The 24,399-nt window shown below is 71.5% G+C and carries 20 protein-coding genes and 2 pseudogenes; 11 read left to right on the top strand and 11 right to left on the bottom strand.

From position 1 onward, the window contains the following. Positions 1 to 121 precede the first annotated feature (121 nt). On the top strand, positions 122 to 400 hold the full coding sequence (locus AB0M27_RS38955; RefSeq protein ID WP_365729395.1) for a hypothetical protein: 279 nt from the start codon (positions 122 to 124) through the stop codon (positions 398 to 400). 99 nt (positions 401 to 499) lie between these two features. On the opposite strand, the gene AB0M27_RS38950 is transcribed toward AB0M27_RS38955, so the two are convergent. Then, the gene (locus tag AB0M27_RS38950) at positions 500 to 1,273 is read right to left on the bottom strand and encodes a polysaccharide deacetylase family protein (RefSeq protein ID WP_365729393.1); all 774 of its coding nucleotides are present in this window, start codon (positions 1,271 to 1,273) and stop codon (positions 500 to 502) included. A gap of 247 nt (positions 1,274 to 1,520) precedes the next feature. Here AB0M27_RS38950 and AB0M27_RS38945 point away from each other — a divergent pair, with 247 nt between their 5' ends. Continuing rightward, entirely contained in the window at positions 1,521 to 1,895 is a 375-nt protein-coding gene (locus AB0M27_RS38945) for a hypothetical protein (RefSeq protein WP_365729392.1), read from the top strand. 81 nt (positions 1,896 to 1,976) lie between these two features. Here the strand turns inward: AB0M27_RS38945 and AB0M27_RS38940 are convergent, their stop codons facing one another. Further along, positions 1,977 to 2,576, bottom strand: a complete 600-nt coding sequence (locus tag AB0M27_RS38940) for a TetR/AcrR family transcriptional regulator (protein ID WP_365729390.1) — start codon at positions 2,574 to 2,576, stop codon at positions 1,977 to 1,979. A 73-nt stretch (positions 2,577 to 2,649) separates the two neighbouring features. Between AB0M27_RS38940 and AB0M27_RS38935 the strand changes: the two genes are divergently transcribed. Continuing rightward, the gene (locus AB0M27_RS38935) at positions 2,650 to 3,594 is read left to right on the top strand and encodes an alpha/beta hydrolase (RefSeq protein ID WP_365729388.1); all 945 of its coding nucleotides are present in this window, start codon (positions 2,650 to 2,652) and stop codon (positions 3,592 to 3,594) included. Here AB0M27_RS38935 and AB0M27_RS38930 read toward each other — a convergent pair. After that, positions 3,580 to 4,347, bottom strand: coding sequence for a GNAT family N-acetyltransferase (locus AB0M27_RS38930; RefSeq protein ID WP_365729386.1), 768 nt, complete (start codon positions 4,345 to 4,347; stop codon positions 3,580 to 3,582). The two genes, AB0M27_RS38935 and AB0M27_RS38930, sit on opposite strands and share 15 nt — an antisense overlap. Before the next feature lie 361 nt (positions 4,348 to 4,708). Between AB0M27_RS38930 and AB0M27_RS38925 the strand changes: the two genes are divergently transcribed. Further along, positions 4,709 to 5,275, top strand: coding sequence for a dihydrofolate reductase family protein (locus AB0M27_RS38925; protein WP_365729384.1), 567 nt, complete (start codon positions 4,709 to 4,711; stop codon positions 5,273 to 5,275). Between the two features lie 15 nt (positions 5,276 to 5,290). On the opposite strand, the pseudogene AB0M27_RS38920 reads toward AB0M27_RS38925, so the two are convergent. After that, positions 5,291 to 5,386: pseudogene (locus AB0M27_RS38920) on the bottom strand. Positions 5,387 to 5,492: 106 nt separating this feature from the next. Further along, positions 5,493 to 6,284, bottom strand: coding sequence for an SDR family NAD(P)-dependent oxidoreductase (locus tag AB0M27_RS38915; protein WP_365729382.1), 792 nt, complete (start codon positions 6,282 to 6,284; stop codon positions 5,493 to 5,495). Positions 6,285 to 6,382: 98 nt separating this feature from the next. On the opposite strand from AB0M27_RS38915, the gene AB0M27_RS38910 reads away from it, so the two are divergent. Continuing rightward, complete coding sequence (locus AB0M27_RS38910; RefSeq protein ID WP_365729379.1) at positions 6,383 to 6,994, top strand: TetR family transcriptional regulator; 612 nt, start codon at positions 6,383 to 6,385, stop codon at positions 6,992 to 6,994. 61 nt (positions 6,995 to 7,055) lie between these two features. Here the strand turns inward: AB0M27_RS38910 and AB0M27_RS38905 are convergent, their stop codons facing one another. Further along, positions 7,056 to 9,122 (bottom strand): SpoIIE family protein phosphatase, encoded by a 2,067-nt coding sequence (locus AB0M27_RS38905; protein WP_365729377.1) that lies wholly within the window; start codon positions 9,120 to 9,122, stop codon positions 7,056 to 7,058. 234 nt (positions 9,123 to 9,356) lie between these two features. On the opposite strand from AB0M27_RS38905, the gene AB0M27_RS38900 reads away from it, so the two are divergent. Both AB0M27_RS38900 and AB0M27_RS38895 read left to right on the top strand, forming a co-directional pair. Beyond that, the gene (locus tag AB0M27_RS38900; RefSeq protein ID WP_365729376.1) at positions 9,357 to 11,810 is read left to right on the top strand and encodes a SpoIIE family protein phosphatase; all 2,454 of its coding nucleotides are present in this window, start codon (positions 9,357 to 9,359) and stop codon (positions 11,808 to 11,810) included. Between the two features lie 85 nt (positions 11,811 to 11,895). Further along, on the top strand, positions 11,896 to 12,702 hold the full coding sequence (locus AB0M27_RS38895) for a maleylpyruvate isomerase family mycothiol-dependent enzyme (protein WP_365729374.1): 807 nt from the start codon (positions 11,896 to 11,898) through the stop codon (positions 12,700 to 12,702). A 12-nt stretch (positions 12,703 to 12,714) separates the two neighbouring features. Here the strand turns inward: AB0M27_RS38895 and AB0M27_RS38890 are convergent, their stop codons facing one another. Then, on the bottom strand, positions 12,715 to 13,890 hold the full coding sequence (locus AB0M27_RS38890; protein WP_365729373.1) for a PP2C family protein-serine/threonine phosphatase: 1,176 nt from the start codon (positions 13,888 to 13,890) through the stop codon (positions 12,715 to 12,717). A 119-nt stretch (positions 13,891 to 14,009) separates the two neighbouring features. Between AB0M27_RS38890 and AB0M27_RS38885 the strand changes: the two genes are divergently transcribed. Beyond that, on the top strand, positions 14,010 to 14,582 hold the full coding sequence (locus AB0M27_RS38885) for a hypothetical protein (protein ID WP_365729371.1): 573 nt from the start codon (positions 14,010 to 14,012) through the stop codon (positions 14,580 to 14,582). Between the two features lie 50 nt (positions 14,583 to 14,632). On the opposite strand, the gene AB0M27_RS38880 is transcribed toward AB0M27_RS38885, so the two are convergent. After that, complete coding sequence (locus tag AB0M27_RS38880; RefSeq protein ID WP_365729369.1) at positions 14,633 to 17,521, bottom strand: lectin; 2,889 nt, start codon at positions 17,519 to 17,521, stop codon at positions 14,633 to 14,635. 324 nt (positions 17,522 to 17,845) lie between these two features. Here AB0M27_RS38880 and AB0M27_RS38875 point away from each other — a divergent pair. Both AB0M27_RS38875 and AB0M27_RS38870 read left to right on the top strand, forming a co-directional pair. Beyond that, positions 17,846 to 18,811, top strand: a pseudogene (locus AB0M27_RS38875) (arabinofuranosidase catalytic domain-containing protein); the annotation flags it as partial. After that, positions 18,803 to 19,234 carry an RICIN domain-containing protein gene (locus AB0M27_RS38870; RefSeq protein WP_365729397.1) on the top strand — a complete coding sequence of 144 codons (432 nt, stop codon included), beginning with the start codon at positions 18,803 to 18,805 and terminating at the stop codon, positions 19,232 to 19,234. The pseudogene AB0M27_RS38875 and the gene AB0M27_RS38870, both read left to right, overlap by 9 nt. Positions 19,235 to 19,324: 90 nt before the next feature. Here AB0M27_RS38870 and AB0M27_RS38865 read toward each other — a convergent pair whose 3' ends face one another. Continuing rightward, positions 19,325 to 20,971, bottom strand: a complete 1,647-nt coding sequence (locus AB0M27_RS38865) for an APC family permease (RefSeq protein ID WP_365729368.1) — start codon at positions 20,969 to 20,971, stop codon at positions 19,325 to 19,327. A gap of 123 nt (positions 20,972 to 21,094) precedes the next feature. Next, on the bottom strand, positions 21,095 to 22,135 hold the full coding sequence (locus AB0M27_RS38860; RefSeq protein WP_365729366.1) for a hypothetical protein: 1,041 nt from the start codon (positions 22,133 to 22,135) through the stop codon (positions 21,095 to 21,097). 524 nt (positions 22,136 to 22,659) lie between these two features. Here AB0M27_RS38860 and AB0M27_RS38855 point away from each other — a divergent pair. Further along, on the top strand, positions 22,660 to 22,968 hold the full coding sequence (locus tag AB0M27_RS38855) for a hypothetical protein (RefSeq protein ID WP_365729364.1): 309 nt from the start codon (positions 22,660 to 22,662) through the stop codon (positions 22,966 to 22,968). A 31-nt stretch (positions 22,969 to 22,999) separates the two neighbouring features. Here the strand turns inward: AB0M27_RS38855 and AB0M27_RS38850 are convergent, their stop codons facing one another. Then, positions 23,000 to 24,085, bottom strand: coding sequence for a Tat pathway signal protein (locus AB0M27_RS38850; RefSeq protein WP_365729362.1), 1,086 nt, complete (start codon positions 24,083 to 24,085; stop codon positions 23,000 to 23,002). Positions 24,086 to 24,399 lie beyond the last annotated feature (314 nt).

Raw genomic sequence — 24,399 nt, 5'->3', positions numbered from 1 at the left:
CCCCCCAGATCATGCGAACTACAGGGGGGAACAGTCATGCCGTCCCAGAGGCCGGGCACCCCATTGCGGGGCTGATCAACAAGGTAATGGGGGCGGCCTGCTCGGCGGCGGACCCGCCCAGGTGCCGGACCGGTACGCCGCCGCCGACCCGGCGGTGCTGGGCGCGCCCGCCGGCCGTACCGTCGTGGTCCACGGCGTCCAGGACGAGGCACTGCCCGTCGCCATGTCCCGCGGCTACGCCGCGACGACCGGCGCGACCCTGCACGAACTGCACGTATGCGGCCACTTCGACGTGATCGACACCGCGTCCGAGGCATGGCCCGTGATCGTCGGCGCGCTCCGCGGACTCGTCGCCGAGGACGGCACCGTCGCCGGGCACGCGAGCCGCCGCGCACCATGACCCGCTGTGCACGCCCGGCCCGGCCGCCGCCACCGACGGCGGATGGTCGGCCCGGCTCTGCCACCGGATCGGCTGAAGTCGCCTTCCGCTGTGGCCCGTTCAGTGCACCGGGAAACCGAAGGAGTAGCCCTGCTGCTTCAGCCACGGCAGCAGGGTGCGCAGCGCGGCCACCGTCTGCGAGCGGTCGCCGCCCGCGTCGTGGAAGAGGATCGTCGGCCCGTTGGTCAATTCCCGCTGGACAGTGGCGACGATGGTGTTCGTGCCCGGCCGCTCGAAGTCCTTGGAGTCCACGTTCCAGCCGAGCGGGCGCATCCCGTGCGAGGCCGCCAGGTGCCGGCTGTACGGGGTGAAGGCGCCGCCCGGAGCGCGGTAGTACATCGGCCGTACGCCGCCGGACGCCTGGGTGATCTGCCGCTCGGCCTCCAGGATCTGCTGCGACTGGTAGGCCTCGGACTTCTTGTCCATCGTGGTGTCGTGCGACACCGTGTGGTCGCACAGCCGGTGCCCGGCCGTCACCACCTGCCGGACCAGCTCCGGGTGCGCCTGGGCCTGCGGGCCGACCATGCAGAACGTCGCCTGCACGCCGTTCTCGCGCAGCACTTGGAGCACCTGCGGGGTCCAGACCGGGTCCGGGCCGTCGTCGATGGTGATGTTGACGGCGTGCCCGCCCCCCTCCGAGGCATGGGCGATGTCGGCGGACACGGCCGCCGTCCTCGGCGCGGCGTGCCGGGCCGGGGCACCCGCCCCGGCCGAACCCCCGCCCGGCTGGCCGGCCTGCGCCGTCCACACCGAAGTGGCCGCCGCCACCGCGGTGACCCCGACCGCCGCTGCCAGCATCCGGCCGTACCAACCCCGCCCACTGTGCCGCGCCATGCCCCGCCCCGTTCCGTGCCGTGTCCCTGTGCTGTTGTGCACCTGCGTTCCGTGCACCTGTCAGGACGGCCGGGGTTGATCGCGGGATCCGGCTGTTACCGATCACGGACAATTCCGCGGCGCTTCCGCGACAGATGCCACCGGGACCAACGGCGCCGGAGAGGCGGAGGACACCGCCGAGAACGGGGTACCCCGTCGTACGACAGACGCAGTACGACGGCTCAGGCCCGAGGCACGGGTGATCCGGATGCCGCCACCAGCAGCGGGGACGTACGACACGGCCGCCGGGCCGCCACGGCCCGAGGCGCTGACGAGGATCATGCTCAGGCCGCTGGGGAGCAGCCTCCCGCTGGGCTTCTTCGCCTTCGGCACCGGCAGCGTCCTGCTCAGCGCCGTGCAACTGCAGTGGGTGCCCCTGGCGCAGGGCCGGCCCGTGATGCTGCTGGTCCTGGTGTTCGTCGTGCCCCTGGAACTGCTCTCCGGCGTGTTCGCCTTCCTCGCCGGGACAGCGGCGCGGCCTGCGGCCTGTCCGTGTTGGGCTGTGCCTGGGCGGGCACCGCGCTGGTCACCCTGTCCGGGCCACCGGGACAGCCCAGCGCCGGGCTGGCGGTGCACCTGCTGAGTGTCGCCCCGCTGATGCTCGTGTTGAGCGCCGCCGCCGTTCCCGGCAAGCCGCTGTTCGCCGTGCTGCTGCCGGACCGGCTCACTCCCCGGCCAGCGCCGCCCGGACGATCGCCGCGGCCGCCGTGCCCGCGGCCCGCACCGGTTCGGAGCTGCGCGCGGCCCGGCCCAGCATGAACGCGCCCTCCAGCAGGGCGATGACCGAACTCGCCGTCTCCCGGGCGGCGGGCTCGGCCATGCCGCCCTGGGCGTAGTAGGCGGCGAGGTGGCCGATCCAGCTGTCGAAGACCTCCGAAGTGGCCTGCCGCAGCGTGTCGTTGGTGCTCGCGACCTCCATCGCGACCGTCGCGATGGGACACGGGTCGGCGAAGTCCAGTTCGGCGAGGGTGCCGGCCGCGGCGGCGAAGGCGTCGGCGGTGGCCGCCACCCGGTCCTCGTACGGCGCCATGAGTGTGGTGATCAGCCCCAGATAGACGGCCCCCGAGGTGCGGATCACCGCCTCGCCCAACTGGGCCTTGCCACCGGGGAAGAAATGGTAGATCGAGCCGAACGGCGCCTCGGCGGCCTCGGCGATCTGCTTCATTCCGGTGCCGGTGTAGCCCGAGCGCCGGAACAGCTCGGTGCCCGCGTGCACGATGCGCTGCCGGGTCTCATGCGTGCTGATGGCCTTGCCGTCGTTCACGGTGACACCTCCGGGGAGCCGCTGTTGCCAAAGGCCGGTCGGCGCCTATTCTGTCACTAGAACGATCTATCAAGTGACAGTCGGGGCGGCCGACCGGGGCGGAGGCACGGGCATGCCGGAGATCGAGCTGAGCGCGGGACCCATCGACTACCAGGACACCGGAGGTGACGGCCCCGTCGCGGTCCTCGTCCACGGCCTCGGCTTCGACGACTCGGTCTGGGCCGACGTCGTCGCCGCCCTGCGCCCCGACTTCCGCGTCCTGGTCCCCGTGCTGCCCCTCGGCAGCCACCGGCGCCCCATGCGGCCGGACGCGGACCTCTCCGCGCACGGCATCGCCCGCCTGCTGGCCGAGTTCATGGACCGCCTGGACCTGCGGGACGTCACCCTCGTCCAGAACGACACCGGCACGGCCCAACTCCTCGTCGGCGTACGGGACGAACGCATCGCCCGGCTCGTCCTGACCTCGTGCGAGGCCCTGGACAACTACCCGCCCGGCATCCAGGGCCGCATCCTGGACGCGGCCCGCAGGCTCCCCGGCGGCGTCTTCCTCCTCCTGCAGTGCTTCCGCTTCCCCTTCCTCGCCCGCATGCAGACCTCGCTCGGCGGCATGACGAAGAAGCGGCTCCCCGAGGAACTCATCGCACGCTGGTACGGCCCGCTACTGACGAGCCGTCACAACCGGCGGGACTTCGCCAAGTTCCTCCGTGCGACGCGGAAGGACTGCTACCTGGAGGCGGCCCGGAAGCTCCCGGAGTTCACCCGCCCGGCACTGGTCGCCTGGGGTGCCGAGGACCGCATGATGCCGCCCGCGACGGGCCGCCGCCTGGCCGAACTGCTGCCGGACGCCCGCTATGTGGAGATCCCCGACGCCCGCACCCTGGTCCAGCTGGACAACCCGGCGGCGCTCACGGAGGAGATCCGCCGTTTCGTCAAGGACAACCCCCTGCCCGGTGAAGGCCGACTCCGCGGGCCGGCGAGGACACGGGCCCGCCGGCCCGGCCGATCACGCGTCGAGTGAGACGTACAGCCGTGTGCCGGCCGGCCGGAAGCCGACCCTCTCGTACACGCGGCGGGAGCCCTCACCCGAGTACTCCAGCCACACGGACCGCGCTCCCCGGCCGAACATGGTTCCGGCGAGGGTCGCGGTGACCGCGGCGGCGATGCCGCGCCCCCGGTACGCGGGAAGCGTGCCCACGCCCGCCAGCTCCGCCGTGCCCTCGGCGGACGCCGAGCAGGTCGCGCCGCCGGCGCAGCCTCCGCCGGGAGCGCGGACGAACCGGACGGCTCCGCCGCCCTCCTCGGTACGCCGCAACCGTGCCGCGCCTTCCGGGGACGATGCCCACTCGCCGCCGAAGGCTTCCGACAGCGCGAGGTCGATCGCGGTGTAGTCCGCCTGCGTGGCCGGGGCCTCCACCTCGGCCCGGTCCGCCGAGCCATGGCCGCAGCCGGGCACGGCCAGTGTGACGGGGGTGCAGACCAGGTACGTGTGCACCGCCTCCGTGCCGAAACCTGCCCGGCGCAGCGCGGGTGCCACGGCGGGGGCGGCGTCCGGGGCGAACTCCAGCCGGGGCTTGAGCCCGCGCTCGCGGAATACGGCGATCAGGTCGGCGACGTCCCGGTCGGTGGGCTCGGCGCCGGGGAAGGGGGTGGCGTAGTTGACGTACGGGCTGGTCGTCGAGGGATCGAACCCCGCGACGAAACCGCCGACTTCACGCGCCGCCGGGCGGCGCAGGAGGTGGGCGACGGCAAAGCTCTGGACATCTGTGCGCACGATGTAGACCTCACGGTATGGGCTGGCACAAGGCAACGACCTCTGCGAGGAGGCGGGCGGTGTGCTGGACACCGCGTCGTCGGGCCGCCGTGAGGAGACGCGAAAGGTACTGCGGGGCGCTGCCGTTGGGCCGGCGGCTCAGTACCTACGGCGGCCGCTGCGGGACGCCGGAACCATGGACCTCAGTCCTTCGTGACGCGTGGTCGGATGCGCTCTCGAACTCGCTGGATCTTGCCACAGTGGGCGAGGGCATGACAAGCGGAACATTTTTCCGGCGGTGTGTCGAGGTGCGCGTCTGCCGTTCGACGCTTGGTATGGAGGCGCGACCCGCCTCGGAAGGACAGCCCGAACAGGAGACGACATGAAGATCCGAGCCCGCGTGGGCATGAGCGTCGACGGTTATGTGACCACGCCGACCGGATGGCCCGCGCATACGGCCGACCCCGCTTTCGTGTCCGGCGAGAGCCACGGCATCCGGGAGTTCCTGGAGGGGTGCGAGGCCGCGCTGATGGGCCGCACCACCTTCGAGCCCGCGCTGACCAACGACCGCTGGCCCTGGCAGAACCTGGATGTGTTCGTGCTCGGCTCCCACCGCCCGGCCGACACCCCCGACCACGTCGTCACCGACAGTGATCCGGAGCGGCTGCTGGAGAAGATCCGCGCGGCCAACCGAGGTGGCGACGTCCATCTCGTCGGAGGACCGCGCACCATCCAGACGTTCCATGCCCTCGGCGCGCTCGGCACGCTGGAGCTGGTCGTCGTGCCGCTGCTGTTCGGTGGCGGCACGCGACTGACGTCCGCTCTCGACCCGTTCCTCGGGCTCACCTTCCAGAGCGAGCGCGCCCTGCCGGGCGGATCCGTGGAGATCGTCTATTCCTGCAAGGGCAGCCGCTCGTCCCTCCCGAGCAGTCCCGCGAGCCGGCGCTGACGTCGGAGTGCAGGGCGGAGAGGGCAGGATTCGAACCTGCGTGGGCCTCCAAGGGGCCCGACCTCGAGTCGGGCTCGCCGGTCCCCGATCGGCCACTCCGGGCACCTCTCCTCGTTCCCGGCCCCGCGTTCCCGCGCTGCCGTTCACAAGGAACAGGTTGCCGGATGCCGCTGACACGGGCCTGACGTGCCCGCGCGCGACCTCCGGCCGTGGTGGCTCAGCGGCTCGAGCGCTGCGCTGCCACGATCGCGTTCACCGTCGGCTCCGCCCCGGCCAGCCGCTGCACCCGTTCGGCGAACCCCGGGAACTGCGACGCGATCTTGGTGAGGAAGCGCAGTTCGGGCGGCGCCACGTTGACCTCGGCGAGATCGCGTTCGATCGCCCGCGTCACGCCCTTGCAGACCTGCGCCGGCGAGACGGTGCGGACACCGCCGGGCGTCACCGAGCCCGTCTTCGCGAACATGCCCAGATCGCGTACGAAACCCGGCTGGACGATCGACACGCCCACGCCCGTGCCGTGCAGATCCTGGCGGAAGGCCAGCGAGAAGCCGCGCAGGCCGAACTTCGTCGCGGTGTACAGGGACGACGACTTGGTGGCGGCCATGCCGGACAGCGACCCGACGAAGCAGATGTGACCGCGTCCGGCGGCCACCATGCCCGGAGCGAGCAGCCGCGCGAGGATCGCCGGGGCCCGCAGGTTCACGGCCAGGGCGCGGTCTATCTGCTCCGGCGTGTAGTCGAGGAGTTCGCCGCTGGAGGGCAGGGCGGCGTTGGCGATCAGGATGTCCGTGCCGGCGGCCTCCTCGGCCAGCCGTCGCACATCGTCGGGGTCGGCCAGATCGGCGGCGATCGTGCGGGCGCCGTAACGATCGGCCAGGGGTTCGAGTGCGTCGAGCCGGCGGCCCGTGAGCACGAGACGGGCGCCGCGGGCGGACAGTTCGGCGGCGAGCGCGCCGCCGATGCCGCCGGTGACACCGGTGAGCAGAACGGTTGACCCGGCAATGTGCACGACTACACCCTCCAGTCCTGTTCGTTCGAACGAACAATAGGGAGGCCGGACAGCCCTGTCCACAGGTGAGGGAGCGCGGTGATGGAAGAATGCACGCCATGCCGCATGCCGCCCCTGCCGCCCCGATGCGCCGGCGCATCATCACCGCCGTCCTGCGGATCATCGGCGAGGACGGAGTCGCGGCGGTCACGAACCGGCGGATCGCCAAGGAGGCGGGCGTGTCCCTCGGTTCGGTCACCTACCACTTCGAGACCCAGCACGAGCTGTTGCGGGAGAGCCTGCTGTACTTCGTGCGCGAGGAGGCACGGCACTTCACCGAACTGGCCGACCAGTGCCGGACAGAGGGCCTGGACGTCGAGGGCGCGGCGTCGCTGGCCGGTCAGGTGGCCTGCGGCTCGGCACTGGACAGCGCCCATGCGGCGCCCTTCGAGCTGTACCTCCAGGCCGGGCGGGACGAGCGCCTGCGCGAGGCGGCGGCCGAGGCCTTCCGGGCCTACGACCTGCTCGCCGCCAGGATCCTCACCGCGCTGGGCGTCCCCGACGCGGAACGCCTGGCCGCCACGACGGTCGCCCTGGTGATGGGCCTGCAACTGCGGCGTCTGGCCACGGGCAGCCCCGCGGACGACCTGGCCGACGCCCTCCTGCTGCTCATGCCCGGGTCCGCCGACCGGTCCTCCACGGCCGCTTCGGGAGAGCCGACGGCACAGTAGGGCGCCGGGCGCCGGCAGAACGACACCGTGCGGCAACTCCCTTGGAAGGACACGGCGTTGCCTAGAGCGCCCGTGCGATGAGCAGGGCCACGTCGTCGTGGTCGTCGGGGTGGCGCAGGCCGTACAGCAGGACGTCGCAGGTCTCCTCCAGCGGCCGGCGGGGGTCGTCGAGGAGGGACAGCAGGGCGTTCAGCCGGTCGTCGATGGGGTGCTGACGGGTCTCCACGAGGCCGTCGGTGTAGAGGACCAGCACATCACCGGGGCGCAGGGCGACCGTCGTGGTCTCGAACCGGACGCCGCCGACGCCGAGCGGTGCCCCGGCCGGCAGCTCCAGGAGCCTCGGCGCCTCGCCGGGCCGCGCGAGCGCCGGCGGCATGTGTCCGGCGTTGGCGACGCAGCACTGTCCGGTACCGGGGTCGTACACCGCGTACAGGCAGGTGACGATGTAGTGCTCCAGATCGCAGGTGATCTTGTCCAGGTGCTGCAGCACCGCGCCGGGGTCGAGGTCGAGATCGGCGTAGGCGCAGGTGGCGGTGCGCAGCCGGCCCATGGTGGCGGCCGCGTCGATGCCGTTGCCCATGACGTCACCCACCACCAGGGCGGTCTTCTCGTCGCTCAGCGGGATGACGTCGTACCAGTCGCCGCCGACCTCGCTCGTGGCCTGCGCGGGCTGGTAGCGGGAGGCGAGCTCCAGACCCGTGTGGTGCGCCGCGTGCTCGGGCAGCAGACTGCGCTGCAGGGTGAGAGCGGTGTTGCGGACGCTCTGGAACCAGCGGGCGTTGTCGATGGCCACGGCGGCCCGGCCGGCGAGTTCGGCGGCCAGGACGACATCGTCGTCGTCGAACGGCGCCGGATTGCGGGTCCGCTTGAGATCGAGGGCGCCGAGCACCTCGCCGTGGGCGATCAGCGGCACGGCGAGATACGAGTGGACGCCGGCCTCGGCGAGCAGGGCACCGGCCTCGGAGTCCCGGGCGATGCGCGGCAGATCCTGCGGCCCGACATGACGTACCAGAACCGGCCGCCCGGTGTGGACGCACAGGGTGACCAGGCGGTCGCCCTCGTAGCAGGCGACGTTGCCGGGTGGGTCGGCGGCGCGCAGCGCGACCGTGGGCTGGGCCGCCTTCAGGGCGAGGGCGCGGAAGAGTTCCGGGCCGTTGTCCGGCCTGCGCATACGACGGCAGGACAGGGCGGAGTCGAGGACGTCCACGGCGACCACGTCGGCCAGTGCCGGGGCCGCGATCTCCGCCAGTTCACGGGCGGTCTGCTCCACGTCCAGCGCGGTGCCGACCCGCGCGGAGGCGTCCGCGATGAGCGCCAGGCGCCGCCGCGCCCGGTCGGCCTCGGCCGCCGCGCGGTGCCGCTCGGTGACGTCCACCACCGAGACGGCCGCGCCCAGCACCCGGCCGCCGGGATCCTCCAGCCGGTAGAAGGACAGCGACCAGGCGTGGTCGGCTCCGCCCTCGCCCGCCGGACGGCCGACGTGGTACTGGTCCAGCAGGGACGTACCGGTGGTGAGCACCTGATGCAGGGCCGACTCGACGGTGTCGGCGTCCGGGAAGGGCAGGGTCTCCCTGAGGTGACGGCCGATGTGGTCCTCTGCGGGAGTGCCGTCGATCCGCTCCAGCGCCGGATTGACCAGGAGATACCGCAGATCCGGGTCCAGCAGGGCCAGGCCGATGGGGGACTGGTTGATCAGCCGCTCGCACAGGGCCAGGTCGGTCTCGACGCGCTGGAGCAGGGTGTGGTCGGCCGCGATGCCCAGGGCGTAGACGTCCCCGAGGTCGTCCAGCAGCCGCATGGTCCGGAACTCGGTCAGCCGGCTGCTGCCGTCCTTGTGCCGGATGGGAAACGCGCCGGCCCACCCCCGGCCGGTCTCCAGTACCTCGGCGAACAGACTCACCACGGCTTGCAGGTGCTCCGGGTGCACGAGCAGGTGCCCCGCGGGTTTGCCGAGGGCCTCCTGCGAGGAGTAGCCGAAGAGTTCCTCGGCCTGCGGGGTCCAGAAGACGATACGGCCGCGGGTGTCCAGGGCCACCGCGGCCACGCTCAGCACGTCCAGCAGCCCGGACGGCTGGGGCGTCTCGTCGCCGTGTTCTTCGTGGCCGGCTTCCACGGAGTCCAGTGTCATGCCGGTTCACCTCCACCGGCCGGGCGGCCGCGCGCGGACGCCGGCGGCCGGTGCTTCCATGGTCCTTCCGGTCTCGGCCGCGCGCGGACGCCGGCGGCCGGTGCTTCCATGGTCCCTCCGGTCTCGGCCCCGTCCCAACCGCACGGCGCCCCTTCCGCGTGGACGCCGCGTCTCCCTCTGTATCCCAGAGCATTGGCGGACAAACAGGCTCATAGTGGTGTATGGGTGGAATTGATGGAATCTGCGTCAGAGGGCTTCGCCGCAGCCACGCCGCAGGGACCGGGTGATCTCTTCGACGCGTCCACCGACGCGGCCGCGGTGATATCGGAACACGGCGTCGTGGTCGGCTGGACCCACAGCGCCGAAACGTTTCTTGGCCACGCGGCACGGGATGTCGTGGGCGCCTCCGCCGCGCGCCTGCTCGCCATGCCCGAGGACCCCGTACGGCTCGCCGGTGTGGTGGAGCGGTGCCGCGCCGGAAACGGCTGGAGCGGGCAGATCGCCGTACGGCACCGCGACGGCCGCAGCCTCGACATCCAGCTGCGCGTCTCGCCCCCGTTCCGCATCGGCGGCGCCGAGTGCTTCCTGCTGTCGGCCCGTGCCCAGCGGCAGCGGTGGCCCATGGGCCAGTCGGTCCTGGACGGGTTTCTCACCCGCGCCCCGGTCGGCATGGCCGTCATGGACACCGACCTGCGCTACGTCTGGCTGAACGACACCCTGGAGCGGTTCGGCGGTGTCCCCCGGGACGCGCGCCTCGGACGCCGGCTGAGCGAGCTGCTGCCCGGGCTGCAGGCGGAGGCCCTGGAGAGCCTGATGCGCAAGGTGATCGCGACGGGCGTGCCGGTGACCGACTACGAGTACGTGGGCTGGAGCTGGGCCGACCCGCACCGCCAGCACGCCTACTCGACCTCGTTCTTCCCCCTGGTCGACGCCGACGACGCCATCACCGGCGTGTGCTATATGGTCCAGGACGTCACCGAGCGGTGGAACGCCCGGCAGCTGCTGACCATGGTCAACGAAGCCGGCACCAGCATCGGCACCACACTCGACGTGATGCAGACCGCCCAGGAGCTCGCCGACTTCGCCGTCCCCCGCTTCGCGGACTTCGTCGTCGTCGACCTGCTGGAACCCGTGCTCAGCACCGAGGGCCACGGGGCGTGGACCGACGCGGGACCCGCGTCCATCACGCCGGTGCTGCGCCGGGCGGCGCAGCGCTCGGTGCGCGAGGGTACGCCCGAGGCCATCGCCCGCATCGGCGACCGGGTCGAGTTCATCCCGCCGCCCCACGACGGCCACCTGCTCCTCGACGGCGAGCCGCTGCTCATCCCGGTCCTCGACCCCTGCGACGAACTGTGGGTCGCACGGGACCCGGAGCGGACGGAACGCATGCGCGCGTACGGCATGCACTCGCTCATCGCCGTACCGATGCGGGCCCGGCACACCGCCCTCGGCCTCGCCACGTTCGTCCGGTCGCTCAACCCCGTCTCCTTCGGGCCCGACGACGTCCTGCTGGCCCGGGAACTGGTGGCCCGATCGGCGGTGTGCGTCGACAACGCCCGCCGCTACACCCGGGAGCGCGCGGCGGCGATCACCCTGCAGCGCAGCCTGCTGCCACCCGCCCTGACCGGCGGCACCGCGCTGGAGGTGGCCTCCTCCTATCTGCCGGCGGACCCCTCCGGCGGCGCCGGCGGAGACTGGTTCGACGTGATCCCGCTGTCCGGCGCACGGGTGGGCCTCGTCATCGGCGATGTGGTGGGCCACGGCATCGCCGCGGCGGCGAGCATGGGCCGGCTGCGCACCGCGGTGCAGACCCTCGCCGCCCTGGAGATGCCTCCTGACGACCTGCTCGCCCATCTCGACGACCTCGTGCTCCGTCTGAGCGACGAGGAGGCGGCCGCCGGCACGGCCGCCCGCAGCACCTTCATCGGCGCGACCTGCCTGTACGCCGTCTACGACCCGGTCAGCAGACGGTGTGCGCTGGCCCGGGCCGGTCATCCGCCGCCCGTCGTGGTGGCTCCGGAGGGACACGCCTACTTCCCGGAGATCCCCGCCGGACCCCCGCTCGGGCTGGGCGGCATGGCCTTCGAGGCGACCGAGATCGAACTGGCCGAGGACAGCCTCTTCGGCCTCTACACCAACGGTCTCATCGTGGGCCGCGACCACGACGTGGAGCGGGGCATGTCCCGGCTCAAAGAGGTCCTCGGCCACACCGGGGACGACCTGGACACGCTGTGCACCTCCGTCGTACGGCAGCTGGTGCCCGTGCCCCAGTCCGACGACATCGCCCTGCTCCTGACCCGCACCCACACCCTGGGAGCCGACCAGGTCGCCTTCTGGGACATACCCCCCGACCCGGCCGCCGTCGGCACCCTCCGCGCCCTCGCCACCCGCCAGGTCGAGGAGTGGGGCCTCGCAGAACTGGCCATGACGACCGAACTGGTCGTGAGCGAACTCGTCACCAACGCCATCCGCTACGCCGCGACGCCCCTGCGGCTACGGCTCCTCCGCGACGCCCGCCTCACCTGCGAGGTCTCCGACGCCAGCAGTACGGCTCCCCGGCTCAGGCATGCCAGGAGCACGGACGAAGGCGGACGCGGGCTCTTCCTGGTGGCCCAGCTCGCCCAGCGCTGGGGCGCCCGGTACACCGGCGCAGGGAAGATCATCTGGGCCGATCAGGAGATCCCCTGAACCCGCATTTGCCTTCGAGTGCACTCCAGCATCCAGACTGTCGGTGACCACGATCCGGGCCGAGGACAGAACAGGACGGCGGCAGATGGCAGCGACACACGGGGCGGGGCATCCACTGCCGTACGACACCTACCGCGAGGCCGTCGCCCGCGAGACCCTGCGCTTCCGCGAGGTGACCAAAGGCGTCGACCCGGCGACCCCCGTGCCCTCCTGCCCCGACTGGACCCTGGCCGACCTCACCCGGCACGTCGGAGCACTGCAGCGCTGGTTCTGCACCCTGCTGACTCGGCTGGTGCAGGAGCCTCCCCGCAGCCGCGACGTCGAGCTCGGACTGCCCGAGAACCCGCTCGACCATCCCGACTGGGTGGCGGCGGGGGTGCCCACCGTGGCGGCCGTCCTGCGGGACACCGATCCCGAGGCACCGATGTGGGTGTGGGGCGAGGACCGGCACGCGCGGTTCTGGGTCCGCCGGATGCTGTTCGAGACGCTGGTGCACCGGGTGGACGCGGAGCGGGCCGTCGGCCTGACCTCGGACATCGACCCCGTGCTCGCGGCGGACGGCGTGGACGAGTTCCTCGTCAACCTGCCCCACGCGGGCCTCTTCGCCCCCGGTGTGACCAAGCTGCGCGGTGACGGCGAGACCCTCGCGTTCCGCAGCACGGGCGTCGACGGCGGCCCCGGTGAGGAGTGGCGGATGCGGCTGGACACGGACGGCTTCCGCCCAGTGGGCCGCGAGGCCGAGGACCCCGGGCCGGTCACGGCGGCGGTGCGCGGACAGGCGGCGGACCTGCTGCTCCTCCTCTACGGGCGGCGGTCGTACCAGGACTCCGGCTTCGAGGTCTCGGGACAGGCCGCGGTCCTCGACAACTGGTTCACCCACACCGCCTTCTGACCCGGGCCGCGCTCACTCGGACGGCGGCTCCGCCGACGGTGCCTCGGGCAGCAGACAGACCGCGAGCGCCGCGGTGTCGTCCTTGAGGCCGGCGTGGCTGTAGGCCAGCAGGTCGTCGTGGAGCCGTGCGAGCAGCTCCTCCGGCGGGAGGGGGCCCCAGGAGCGGAGGCGGTCGAGCAGCGGGTAGAAGGCGCCGGTCGCGTCCCGCGTCTCCGTGACGCCGTCCGTGTACAGCAGCAGCTGATCGCCGACCCGGAACGGGTAGGTGTCGAGGTGATACGGGTCCTCGACCAGTATGCCGAGGTTCAGGGGCGGCGCCGGTCGCCCGCTCTCCAGTTCGCGCACCTCGCCGTCCCGCAGCCAGACGGGCGGCGGATGGCCGCAGTTGACGATGCGGACGATGTGGCCCTCGGCGGGGACCTCGGCGAAGACCGCGGTGACGAACCGTTCGCTCGTCTCGGTCCCGCCGAGCTGCGTCGCCCTGCGGCTCATGCTCGTGTCCACCCGGCCGGCCAGAGCGAGCAGATCGGTTTCGTCGTACGCCACCTCACGGAACGCCCCGAGCATGGCGGCCGCGGTCTCCACCGCCACCAGTCCCTTGCCGCGGACGTCACCGATGAGCAGACGGACGCCGAACCGGGTGGGGACCGCCTCGTAGAGGTCGCCGCCGATGCGTGCCTCCGCGGCGGCGGAGAGATAGAGGCTCCGCAGCCGGAGGTTGCCGATCCTGTGCGGTAGGGGGCGGAGCAGGACGCGTTGCGCTGTCTCGGCCACGAACCGCACGTCGGCGAGCGTGCGTTCACGCCGGATCCGGTGGGCGGCCAGGATCGCGCCGAGACCGCCCACGAGGGCCGTGCAGATGTAGGTCGCGACATAGTGACGGTCCAACAGATAGGCGGCGGGCCGGCCCGCACAGCAGGGAGTACCGGCCAGCAGTGCTTCGAGGCCCACGGCGAACACCGTGGCGGCGCCGACGGCTACGGGCCCGTGCGCGAAGGCGGCCAGTACGGGCACGGCGATCAGTGCGAAGCTCACCGGCCAATCGACGGGCGTGACCGGCTCCACCAGCAGCACGGCCGCGACGTACAGCACCGGCAGCCAGCGCAGCCACGCCGGCGGGGCCGGCAGCCGGGGCCGTGGTGTCGTGCTGTCCTGCTCCGGCTTCCAGCCGGTCCGTCCGATCCTCACCCGTCCAGCCTGGTGCGCCGCGCCGCCGTACCCCGTGATTGCTCCACTCAACGGCATGTTCCGGGTGCCATGCGCGGTCGGTGATTGCCTCCACCATCGGTGATCGTCACCCTGGGCGGGTGATCCTGGTTCCGGGCCGGCTGTGGCGGGGGAGCCCGGTGCGCAGGACGCTGGGCACCGGCCTCCCCGCCGGCGCCTTCTTCAGCGCCTTCGCCCTCGTGGAGTCCGGCTCGTGGGTGGGCGCCGCCGTCGTCTTTCTGGTCCTGAGCCCGTTCCACGGGATCAGGACGGCACGGCGGATGGGCAGAGCATGGCCCGGGGCCGGGAACATGAACGCCGCCGACCGCGCGGCGGTGGTGCGTGCCACCCGGCGGGGCGAGGCCATCGGCGATCCCGCGCTGGCGCCCGCGGTCGTCGAGTACGCCGACGGCCTGTCCCGAGTCGCGGAGGAGGACCGGCTGCGCCGCCCGCTGGTCCTCCTCGTCACCGCCCTCGCGATCGTGCTCGCCGTGTACGACACCTTGACGGCACCGACCGGGGTGCTGGTCGCGTCGTGGCTGGTGGTCGCGCTCCTGCTTGCCGACATCGCCTGGTGGCCCCGCAGACGCGCGCGCGTGCTGAGCCGGGCGGAGCGGGCGCGGCAGCTCGCCCGCTCCGCCCGGCCCGGAGACCGCCCGGTGTCCGGTTCCTGACGGTCGCCGAGCGGTGGTGAACGTCCGTTTCCGCCGTTTCGACGCGGACTTCAGGCACCGAAGCCGATCGCGAAGACGTGCAGTCCCCCGGCGGCGACATCGGACGGCAGGCGCACGCTGCTGACCGTCTTGCCCGGACTCAGGGCCACCGGAGTCGTGGCGAACACATACGTCTGCGTGCTGTCGGACGCGGTGCCCGCATGGTTGCGGTAGGGCATGGTCACCGCGACGGTGTTGTCGGCGAGCGGTGAGGCGGCGCCCGCGCTCAGCGTCCAGTCGGAGAGGCCGAGGGCGACCGACTGGGTCGTGCCGTCGGTGTAGGTGATGGTCGCGGTGCCGGAGACCGGGCCGTTGTTGGCGGCACCCAGGAAGGAGATGCTGCCGGAGCCGGACATCCGTACCGTCTGCCCGTTGGTCTCGTAGTTGTCCCCTGCGCCGGACGCCACGCCGGGCCAGGTGAACGTGACCCCGTTGACCATGAGCTTCGAACCGGGGGTGACTCCCGCGGTGGCCAGGGCGTGCGCGGAGTAGCTGTAGCCCGCGCCGTCGAAGTTGGCCGAGGCCGCGGCGGTGTCGCCGGACGTCCCGACGTCGGTGTAGCCGGGCGCGCCCGGGTAGGAGCGCGGGGCGGCGGAGGCGTCCGACGCCCAGGACGTGTTGGGGGAGGTGCCGAGTACGTAGGTGAGGGTGCCGCCGCCGGTGAGGGCGCCGTCGGGCGCGTGGGCGGCGTTCCATGCCGTGCCGTTCCAGGTCGCGGACTGCACGTACGGCGCCTCGTCCGCGGCTCCCGTGCCGTTGATCGTGAGGGTACGGCCGGACGGCAGGGTGATCACCGTCTGGCTGAAGAGCGGGCTGCCCAGCGCCAGATCGGCGGTGCCGGGGGTCTCCGGGTACATGCCAAGGGCGGACCACACGTACCAGGCGCTCATTTCGCCCAGGTCGTCGTTGCCCGCAAGACCGGACGGGCTGTCGGTCCAGATCTGGTCCTGGACCTGCCGGACGACCTTCTGCGTCTGGTACGGGCGGCCGATGTAGTCGTACTCCCAGGGGATGTTGAGGCTGGGCTCGTTGCCCAGGTCGGTGTATCCGCCGGCGCCGGTCAGCGAGGACAGGTCCCTGTCCAGGTACTTGGCCATGGCCGCGTCGCCGCCCATGGCGGTCGCCAGCCCGTGCACGTTGAACGGCACCATCGGCGTGTACTGCCAGGAGTCGCCCTCGACGAAGTTCTTCCCCGACGTCGGCGAGAAACCGGCCGTCCAGGTGCCCGAGGCGTCGCGGGGCTGGATGAAACCGCTGCCGAAATCGAACAGGTTCTGCCAGTCCTGAGCCCGATCCGCGAACCGGTGCTGATCCGCGGTGTTTCCGAGGGCACCGGCGAGGGCCGAGACGGCGAAGTCGGCCGAGTCGTACTCCAGCGTGGTGGACGCGGCGCCGTAGAAGTTGCAGCAGCCGTACCTGCCGTTGCTGGGCAGCCGGCCGAGTTGCTCCAGGTAGGCGAGCCCGGGCCGGTTGTCGTTGGGGACGGTGGCCTCCGCGATCAGGCCCTTCAGCGCGGTGGCGGTGTCGAAGTTCCTGGCCCCGAAGGCGTAGTAGTCGGCGATGATCTCGTCCGCCGGATCGCCGACCATGACATAGGTCTCGCCGTTGTTCTCCGACCACTTGGGGAACCGGCCGGTCTGGCGGTGGTCGTCGACCATCGACTGGGCGGTGTCGGAGGCGGTCTGCGGCGCGACCAGGGCTTCGAGCTGGGCCTGCGAGCGGTAGACGTCCCAGCCCGAGTAGTTGGCGTAGGCGGCGCCGTGGCCGGCGTCGACAGCGTGGATCCTGCCGTCGAAGCCGGGATAGCGGCGGTTGGTGTCGCTGATCACGTTCGGATGCAGAAGCGCGTGATAGAGCGCGGTGTAGAAGACAGTCTGCCGGGCGGGCGTCCCGCCGGCGATCCGCACCCGGCCGAGCAGGGACCTCCAGGCGTCGTGTGCCGCGCCGCGCACCTTGGCCAGGTCCCAACCCGGGTTCTCCGCCTGCCGGTTGCCCACGGCGCCGGCGGCCGACACATAGGAGATGCCGACCTTGGCCTGAACGGTCCGGTCGGTGGTGGTGTCGAACGTGACGTAGCCGTCGGAGCCGCTCGCCCGGGGAGCGAAGGTGTGGGGCGTACGGGGCACGCTGCCGTGCAGCGTGGGCTTGTTCGGTGCCTCGGGAGCGCTGGGAGATGCGTTGCTCTTGGGCGTGGTGGGCGTGGCGGCGGCCAGGGCGGTGCCGCTGCGGCGAAACGGCTGGTCGAAAACCATGTCGTAGTAGACGGTGTAGGAGTTGCCCTCGCCGCAGAAGTTGCCGCTCGTGACCTTGCCTCTGACTTCTCTGTCGTTCACCACGTCGAACTCGGCGGCGCTGTCGCCGTTCTCGCTGCCCGTCAGCTTGAACAGCAGATTCGCCTGACTGGTGGACGGGAAGGTGAAGCGGGCCATGCCGCTGCGGGTGGTGGCGGTCAGTTCCGTCTTGACGCCGTTGTCCAGCGCAACCGTGTATGAGCCGGGCGTCGCGGACTCGTTGGCGTGCGAGAAGCCGTCCGTGGCGCGCGTGTCGACGGCGCCGACGGTCGGCAGCACCGGGATGTCGCCGGCGGCCCGGCAGCCCGGTCCCGCGACGTGGGTGAGGCCGAATCCGGTGATGGCCGAGTCGGCGTACTCGTAGCCGCCACCGTCCGGCCGGTGCGGGCTGGTGTCGGGGCTCCACTGGACCATCCCGAACGGGGTGTCGGCCCCCGGGAAGTCGTCGGCGGCGTGCGAGGTCCCGATGAACGGGTTCACGAGAGAGGCCGGATCGGCGACCGGCGTGAGGGTGACGGGAGCGGCGTGGGCGGGGGCGGAGACGGCACCCAGGACCAGGGCGCCAGTGGCCAGCACGGACAGAAGGCGGAACGGCACCATCGTGACCATGTCCCTTCGACAACGTTGTCCCGAAGCTTGCCCCTTCAGTCCCTGCTGTCAAGGACGCGCGGTACAGAACCAGCCGTTCGCCTGACAGGGCGTCACATCAGGTGAATATCCGCCAACTTGGCCCAAGTCCAAAACTTTTCATAAGGCCAAAGCAGCAAATCTTGACGGCAACCACCACCGTGCGTACGTTCCGCAACGGCCGCTCCGGCGCTCCAACCCGACTGCTCCCAGCCCCGATCACCCCCCGTCGAGTAGCCCAGTAAGCGCGGAAGCCCCAGATCACTCGCGTCGCTCCTGGCCGTCGTCGGCCTCGTCCTGGGCGCCTTGCTCGGCCTGCCCGGACCGTCACAGGCCGCGGGTTCGCTGCCCTGTGACATCTACGGCGCCGCCGGCACTCCCTGCGTCGCCGCGCACAGCACGGTGCGCGCGCTCTTCTCCTCCTACGACGGCCCGTTGTACCGGGTCACCCGCGCCTCCGACGGGGCCGGCACCGACATAGGGCCGCTGTCCCCGGGCGGTTACGCCGACGCCGGCGGGCAGGACGGATTCTGCGCGGACACCACCTGCGCCATCACGAAGATCTACGACCAGACCTCCCGGCACGACGACCTCACCCCGGGCCCGGCGGGCACCTCCGGCATGGGCGCGGACCGGGGCGCGGACGCCTCCGAGATCGCCGTCACCGCCGGCGGACACAAGGTGTACGGCGTGTGGATCTCCCCCGGAGTCGGCTACCGGTACCAGGGCGCCGCCGCCGGTGTCGCCGTGAACGGACAGCCGTAGGGCGCCTACATGGTGGCCAGCGGCACCCACGTGGGCTCCGCCCGCTGCTTCGACTACGGCAACGCCGAGAGCACACCGGCCGACACCGGCAACGGCCACATGGACGCCGTCAGCCTCGCGACCACCTGCTACTTCGCACCGTGCACCGGCTCCGGGCCCTGGGTCGAGGCCGACCTGGAGAACGGCATGTTCCAGGGCGACAACGGCTCCAACACCGCCATCCGGGGCAGCGGCGGCACCTTCGTCACCGCCGTACTGAAGAACAACGGGCAGACGCGGTATGCGCTCAAGGGCGGCGACGCACAGTCGGGCGGGCTCACCACCTGGTGGGACGGCGCCCTGCCCACACGCGGCGGCTATCAGCCCATGCACCAGGAGGGCGGCATCTTCCTCGGCACGGGCGGTGACAACAGCAACTGGAACATGGGCACGTTCTTCGAGGGCGTGATGGCCTCCGGCTACCCGACCGACGCCGCCGAGAACGCCGTCCAGGCGAACATCGTCTCCGTCGGTTACTCCGGTGAGACGAACGTCCCCAACGGCCCTCAGGGCACCATCACCGGCCCCGGCGGGACGTGCGTCGACGTGGCGGCCGACGACACCGGCACCGACGGGGCGGCCGTACAGCTGTGGGACTGCCAGTCGTACGCGGAGGACCAGCACTGGACCCACTACGCCGACGGAACCCTGCGCACGCTGGGCCGGTGTCTGGACATCGACGGCAACGGGACGGCGAACGGCACGAAGGTGGAGTTGTGGGACTGCAATGGTGTGGGTGGGCAGAACTGGGTGCAGCAGGGTGATGGTTCGCTGCTGAATCCTCAGTCGGGGCGGTGTCTGGACGCTCCCAGTGGTGCGACGGGCAACGGGACGCGGCTGCAGATCTGGGACTGCAACGGTTCGGCGGCCCAGAAGTTCCGGCTGAACTGACAGCGGATACCCCCTGGGCCGCTACGGCGTCTGGCTGTCGCATCTGGCCATGGCGTCGGGTGGATGTCGGAGGTGGTGCCGGAGCGGGTGTCAGTGGATGTTCTCCTCCTCCGGCACGACGACCTGGTCGATCAGCCCCTGGATCTGCTCGCTGGGCAGGGCGACCGCCATGGCCCAGTAGTAGATGACGAGGCTGAACGCGGCCGTGACGCCGATGTCCCACCACAGCGGGAACCAGGGGTGCTGGAGCGGTCCGAAGTCGCTGAGGTAGACGATGAGCCCCATGCCCACCAGGTAGACCGGCAGCCATTGCGCGGCGCGCAGGTCGAGCTGGGGAGTGATGGGGTTCATCTTGAAGACCCGGTTCGCGATCAGGATGACGTAGCCGATCAGGATGGCGACGCCGAGCTTCCAGTCGGTGGTCCAACCCGACCACAGGATCAGCAGGTTGGCGACGATGAAGGCGAGCGGCGACAGCACCCCGCCGCCGGGCAGGCGGTAGGGACGATGGGCGTCGGGCAGCCGGTCGCGGAACACCCCGAAGGAGAGCGGTGCACCGGCGTACATCAGTACGCTCGCGCTGGTGATCAGGCCGACCAGGGAACGCCAGCTGGGGAAGGGCAGGAAGCAGATGCAGCCGACCACGAAGGCGGTGATCAGGCCGACCCAGGGGACACCGCGCCGGTTGGTGTTCTCGAACGCGGACGGCACATACCCGTTGCGGCTCAGGCCGTAGGACACCCGCGAGGAGCCGGTGATGTAGATCAGGCCGGTGCCGGCCGGGGAGACCACGGCGTCGAGATAGAGGACCGTGGCCAGCCAGCCCAGGCTGATGAGCGTGGCGACCTGGGCGAACGGTCCGCTCAGTGTGGTGAACGCGGAGTCGGCCCAGTGGCTGCCGATCTGGGAGGCGGGCAGTGCGGCGAGGAAGGTGACCTGCAGCAGGACGTAGATGAGGATGCCGAGCAGGATCGACCCGATCACCGCCCGCGGGATGTCCCGCTTGGGGTTGGCGCTCTCGCCGGCGAGCTGGTCGGCCTGCTCGAAGCCCAGCAGCGCGAAGATGATGCCGCTGGTGGAGACGGCGGACAGAATGCCCTTGGCCCCGTAGGGGTTGAAGCCGTCGGCCGCGGTGAAGTTGCTCGTGTGGAACTGGGCGATGGCGAACACGAAGATCGTCAGCAGGGGGACGCCGACCTTCCACCACGTCGCCGCGCTGTTGGTGCGGGCCAGCAGCCGGATGCTGAGGAAGTTGATGGCCGTGATGACCGCCATCAGTCCGACCGCGACGGCGATTCCGGGCGGGGTCAGGACGTGCTCGCCGCCCTTGACCTTCTCCCAGCCGCTCGCCCAGGAGTAGTGCTGGCCATACGTGATCATCGCCAGCACCTCGATGGGCGCCACCGTGGCCGCCTGCAGCCAGGAGAACCAGCCGAACGACGCGCCGGCGGCGCCGCCGAAGGCGTAGTGCGGGAAGCGCGCGGTGCCACCCGAGACCGGGTACATGCCCCCGAGCTCCGCGTGCACCAGCGCCAGGATCAGGATCGCGAGGCCACCGATGGCCCAGGAGATGATCGCCGCCGGTCCGGCGGCCGCCAGGGCACCCTGCGCGCCGAACAGCCACCCGGACCCGATGATCGAACCCTCCGAGGCCCAGATGAGGCCGACGAAGCCGATCTCACGCCGAAGCCCGGCTTTGCGAGTCTTGGGACCGGGTGCCGCCTCCGACACAGCCATGGTGCACACCGCCTCGATAGGGTGACGAACATCACTAGCGTGATGTTCGTCACCATCGTGCCACGATGACGAGGTCATGGCACTCGCCCTGCGAGCACCGGTTTCTGACGGTTTTGCGCCCGCCTACGAGCCGGAGGTGGGACGCGGACCGGCCGGTGGGGCACCAGTGACCGCGGCGCGGTACAGAGACTGGGTGGCGGTGCCGAAGTAGGCGCTGTAGGAGACCTGAGGGGTGTCGCCGCCGGTGTGATAGCCGCCGATCACTCCGACGACCGCCCATCCGCCGGGCCAGGGCACGAGCATGGGGCCACCGCTGGTGCCGCCCACGAAGGCGTCGCAGGCGATGCGCGGGAACGTGCCCGGGTCGGCCGGGTCGTCGCTGTCCCACCTGGTGGTCCAGCTCCAGCACTCCAGGGGTTTCTCCGCCCCCGCGGGGTAGCCGATCATCCGTACCGGGGCGTGGTAGTAGCCCGTCCCGGTGAGCAGCCGCACTCCACCGACCGCGTCCTCCAGGAGTGTTCCGTCCTGGCTGGGCTCGGTGACTGCGAAGGCGAAGTCATAGGCGGCGCCCGCGTGTTCACCCAGGTCGTAGTACCGCTGGGAAACGTAGACGCCGTTGGTGCGCACGGGGAAGATCCCGAACGGCTTGAGGCTGTCGTGATACTGCGGGACGAAGACCAGATGCCGCTTGGGCGAGGTGCCCGCGTAGCCCTTCAGACAGTGGCCGGCGCTCAGGACCAGGTCATGGCCGGGGCTGCGCACGACGGAGCCGCTGCACGTCCGGCCGGTACCGCTGGCGTCCGTCCAGAAGAAGGTGCCGGCCTGGGGGATGCCGTCGAAGCTCCTGCTGGGCGGGATGTACTCGCCCGGCCGGGGGCCGTCCACGGCAGGGAACGCACCGGTCGCCGTCGTATCGGTGCCCGTGCCGTTGCCTTCGAGGGCGTCGGCGGGCAGCGCGGCCTCCATGCGGGCCGGCGTCCAGTAGGCGTTGAGCTGATCGGCTAGCGGGTTCGGGTCGGCCGTGGCCTCATAGGCGGCCGCCGTGGTGGTGTCGGCGGGCGCCGTGGCTGTCTCGGCGGATGTCGTGGTGGTGAGGCCGGTACAGAGCAGAAGGGCTGCCGCACAGACGGCGGCGTATCGCGCGATCCTGGTCCCGGGCTCCATCAGTTCCCCTCAGAGCGAACGCAAGTGACGGCCCACCATAGGCCTGCGGCCTCAGGCGGCACAGTGTCCGCGGCCGCATGGGAGGCTGAACACATCCCGTCGACACATGCATGCATGTCGCCCCGTCAGGTCACAGGTCGCAGCGGGGGTACGGGCGGCACCTCGTCGGCCTCGCGAGATCGGCCACAGTGAGCCGGAAACTCTGCCGTCGGACAGTCCTCACGCCGCGTTCGCCGGGGCTGGTTCGCTGGTGCGCCGCTTGTTCCGGCATCGCCGGGCGGCCCGGCACTGCAGTACGTCCCAGACCGGGGGACGGGGGAGTGGGCGGTCAGTGACGGGCGGCGAGAACGTGAGCCTGCAGCCGACGCGACCGTGTTCACCGGGTTTTTCCGGCGGCGCGCCGCGAGACCCCCGCCGTGCCCGCGCGTGGGCCGGGAGACGAATGAGACGAATGAGGTGCGATCTGCGGGGTAGACGCCCGTACCGGCCAGGGGAGTCATCGGCTCCACCGGAAGGAGAAGGCCATGATGAAGCTGATACGGAACGCGGGAGCCGCCGGCGCTGCCACCGCGATGGTCGCCGGCGCGCTCCTCGCCGGAGGCAGCCCCGCGGCGGCTGCTGCAACGGACACCGGACACACCACCGCCGGGGCGACGCCGGGGCCCGCCGGCCATGCCGAGCACCGCTACCGCGGGCTCCAGTGCATGGACCCGTGGGTCGCCGGTCAGCTGGCGATGTTCGACCCCGCCGCTCGACACCGCCTGGCGGTGTTCGACCCGTGGGTCAAGGACCAGCTGGCGCGCTACGCCCCTCCCTCCTGCCAGTCCCTGTGACGCTCCCGCTGTCCTCTCGGCGGCGGCCCGGTCATTTCACGAACACCATGTCCGGGTACTTCGGAGACGGCCCCGCCAGCAGTCGGCCGCTGCCGCCGCGCAGCCAGTGATCGAAGTAGGCCGAGACATATGCCTCGTTGGTGCGTATCGCGGTGGCCGTGTCTATCGTGCCGATGTCGTCGGTCCGCTCGCAGGGCCCTGGATGCAACTGGGGCACGAGCGCCTCCGCGTCGGTGAACGAGCCATGCTCGGAGCCACGCAGAGTGAGCTGACGGTTCCACCCCGGGGTGTGGGCGCGGAACGCCTGCCAGCCGGGGCCGGTGTCCGTGTCGCCGTCCTTGCCCACGAGCAGGAACGGCCGGTCGAGACCGCGCCGGGCGACGGGCATGAGCGAACCGTCGATGTTGGTCAGGTTGCCGTCCAGGTCGATGCCCGCGGTGATCCGGTGGTCGGCGTCCATCGCCAGCGCGGCGGCCGTACCGCCCATCGAATGGCCGAACATGCCCACCTCGGCCGGATCCAGCGCCCCGGCCAGGCCCTCCGGCAGCGGCTGTCCGTCCGCGTCGGGATTCCGGCCGCTGTTCAGCGCCTGGAGCTGATCCAGGACGAAGCTGGTGTCGCTGACGCGGACGGACAGCGCCTTGCGCACATATGCGTCGGCCGCGTCGGGACTCGAGGGTGGCGGCGGCATGGTGGCGAGCGAGCCGTCCGGGAACTGGACCTCGGGCGACTCATAGGTGTTGTCGATGGTGACGACCGCATAGCCACGGCTGGCCAGATCGGCCGCCAACGTCGTGCCCCAGGCGCGCGGTTCGCCCAGTCCTGGTGAATAGAGCACCACCGGAAGTCGCCCGCCCCGCTGCCCGGCGGCCACGGGAGCGCCCCGGGTGACGTGAGTGACGGTGCGGGCCCAGTCTGCCCGGCCGGGCGGGACGTGCAGCCCGAGGTAGTCGTTCGCCGTGACCTCGTCGAAGTGGGCGGCCGCCGCGGGCAGCATGTACGGGGCCGCCGGCCGGCCGGCCGTGTGCGTCGCGGGGTAGTACACAGTGACCATCAGCTCGCGCCGGCCCTGCCCGGAATGCCAGGGATCGGGCCGTGAGCGGTCCACCAGGTGCATGTCCACCTCCCCGACCCGGAACCCGCCGCCCGGGACAGGAAGGGAGAGGGGAGGAGCGGACGACGGGCTCGGGGCGGTGGGGGCCGGAAAGCTTCGGGTGGCCGCGGCGGCGGGCAGAGCCGCGGTGAGTGTTGAGAGCGCGGTGAGGGCGCAGGCGGCAAGCGCTCGTCGCCGGGTACCGCTGCGTCGTGGCGGCGGGAGGTGATTCGTCATGGATCAAGCGTCTCTAATCAGCTAAGCGATCCCATGCGAACCGTGGGGTCCGGTGCGGGTTCTTCCCACCTGGGCGGGGCTGCGTGAGCGTGGAGATGGAA

Origin of the sequence: Streptomyces sp. NPDC052107 (genome assembly GCF_040680215.1) — a bacterium.
In the GTDB taxonomy this organism is placed as follows: domain Bacteria; phylum Actinomycetota; class Actinomycetes; order Streptomycetales; family Streptomycetaceae; genus Streptomyces.
Note: the sequence above shows the minus strand (reverse complement) of the source record. Positions and strands in the feature narration are given on the sequence as shown.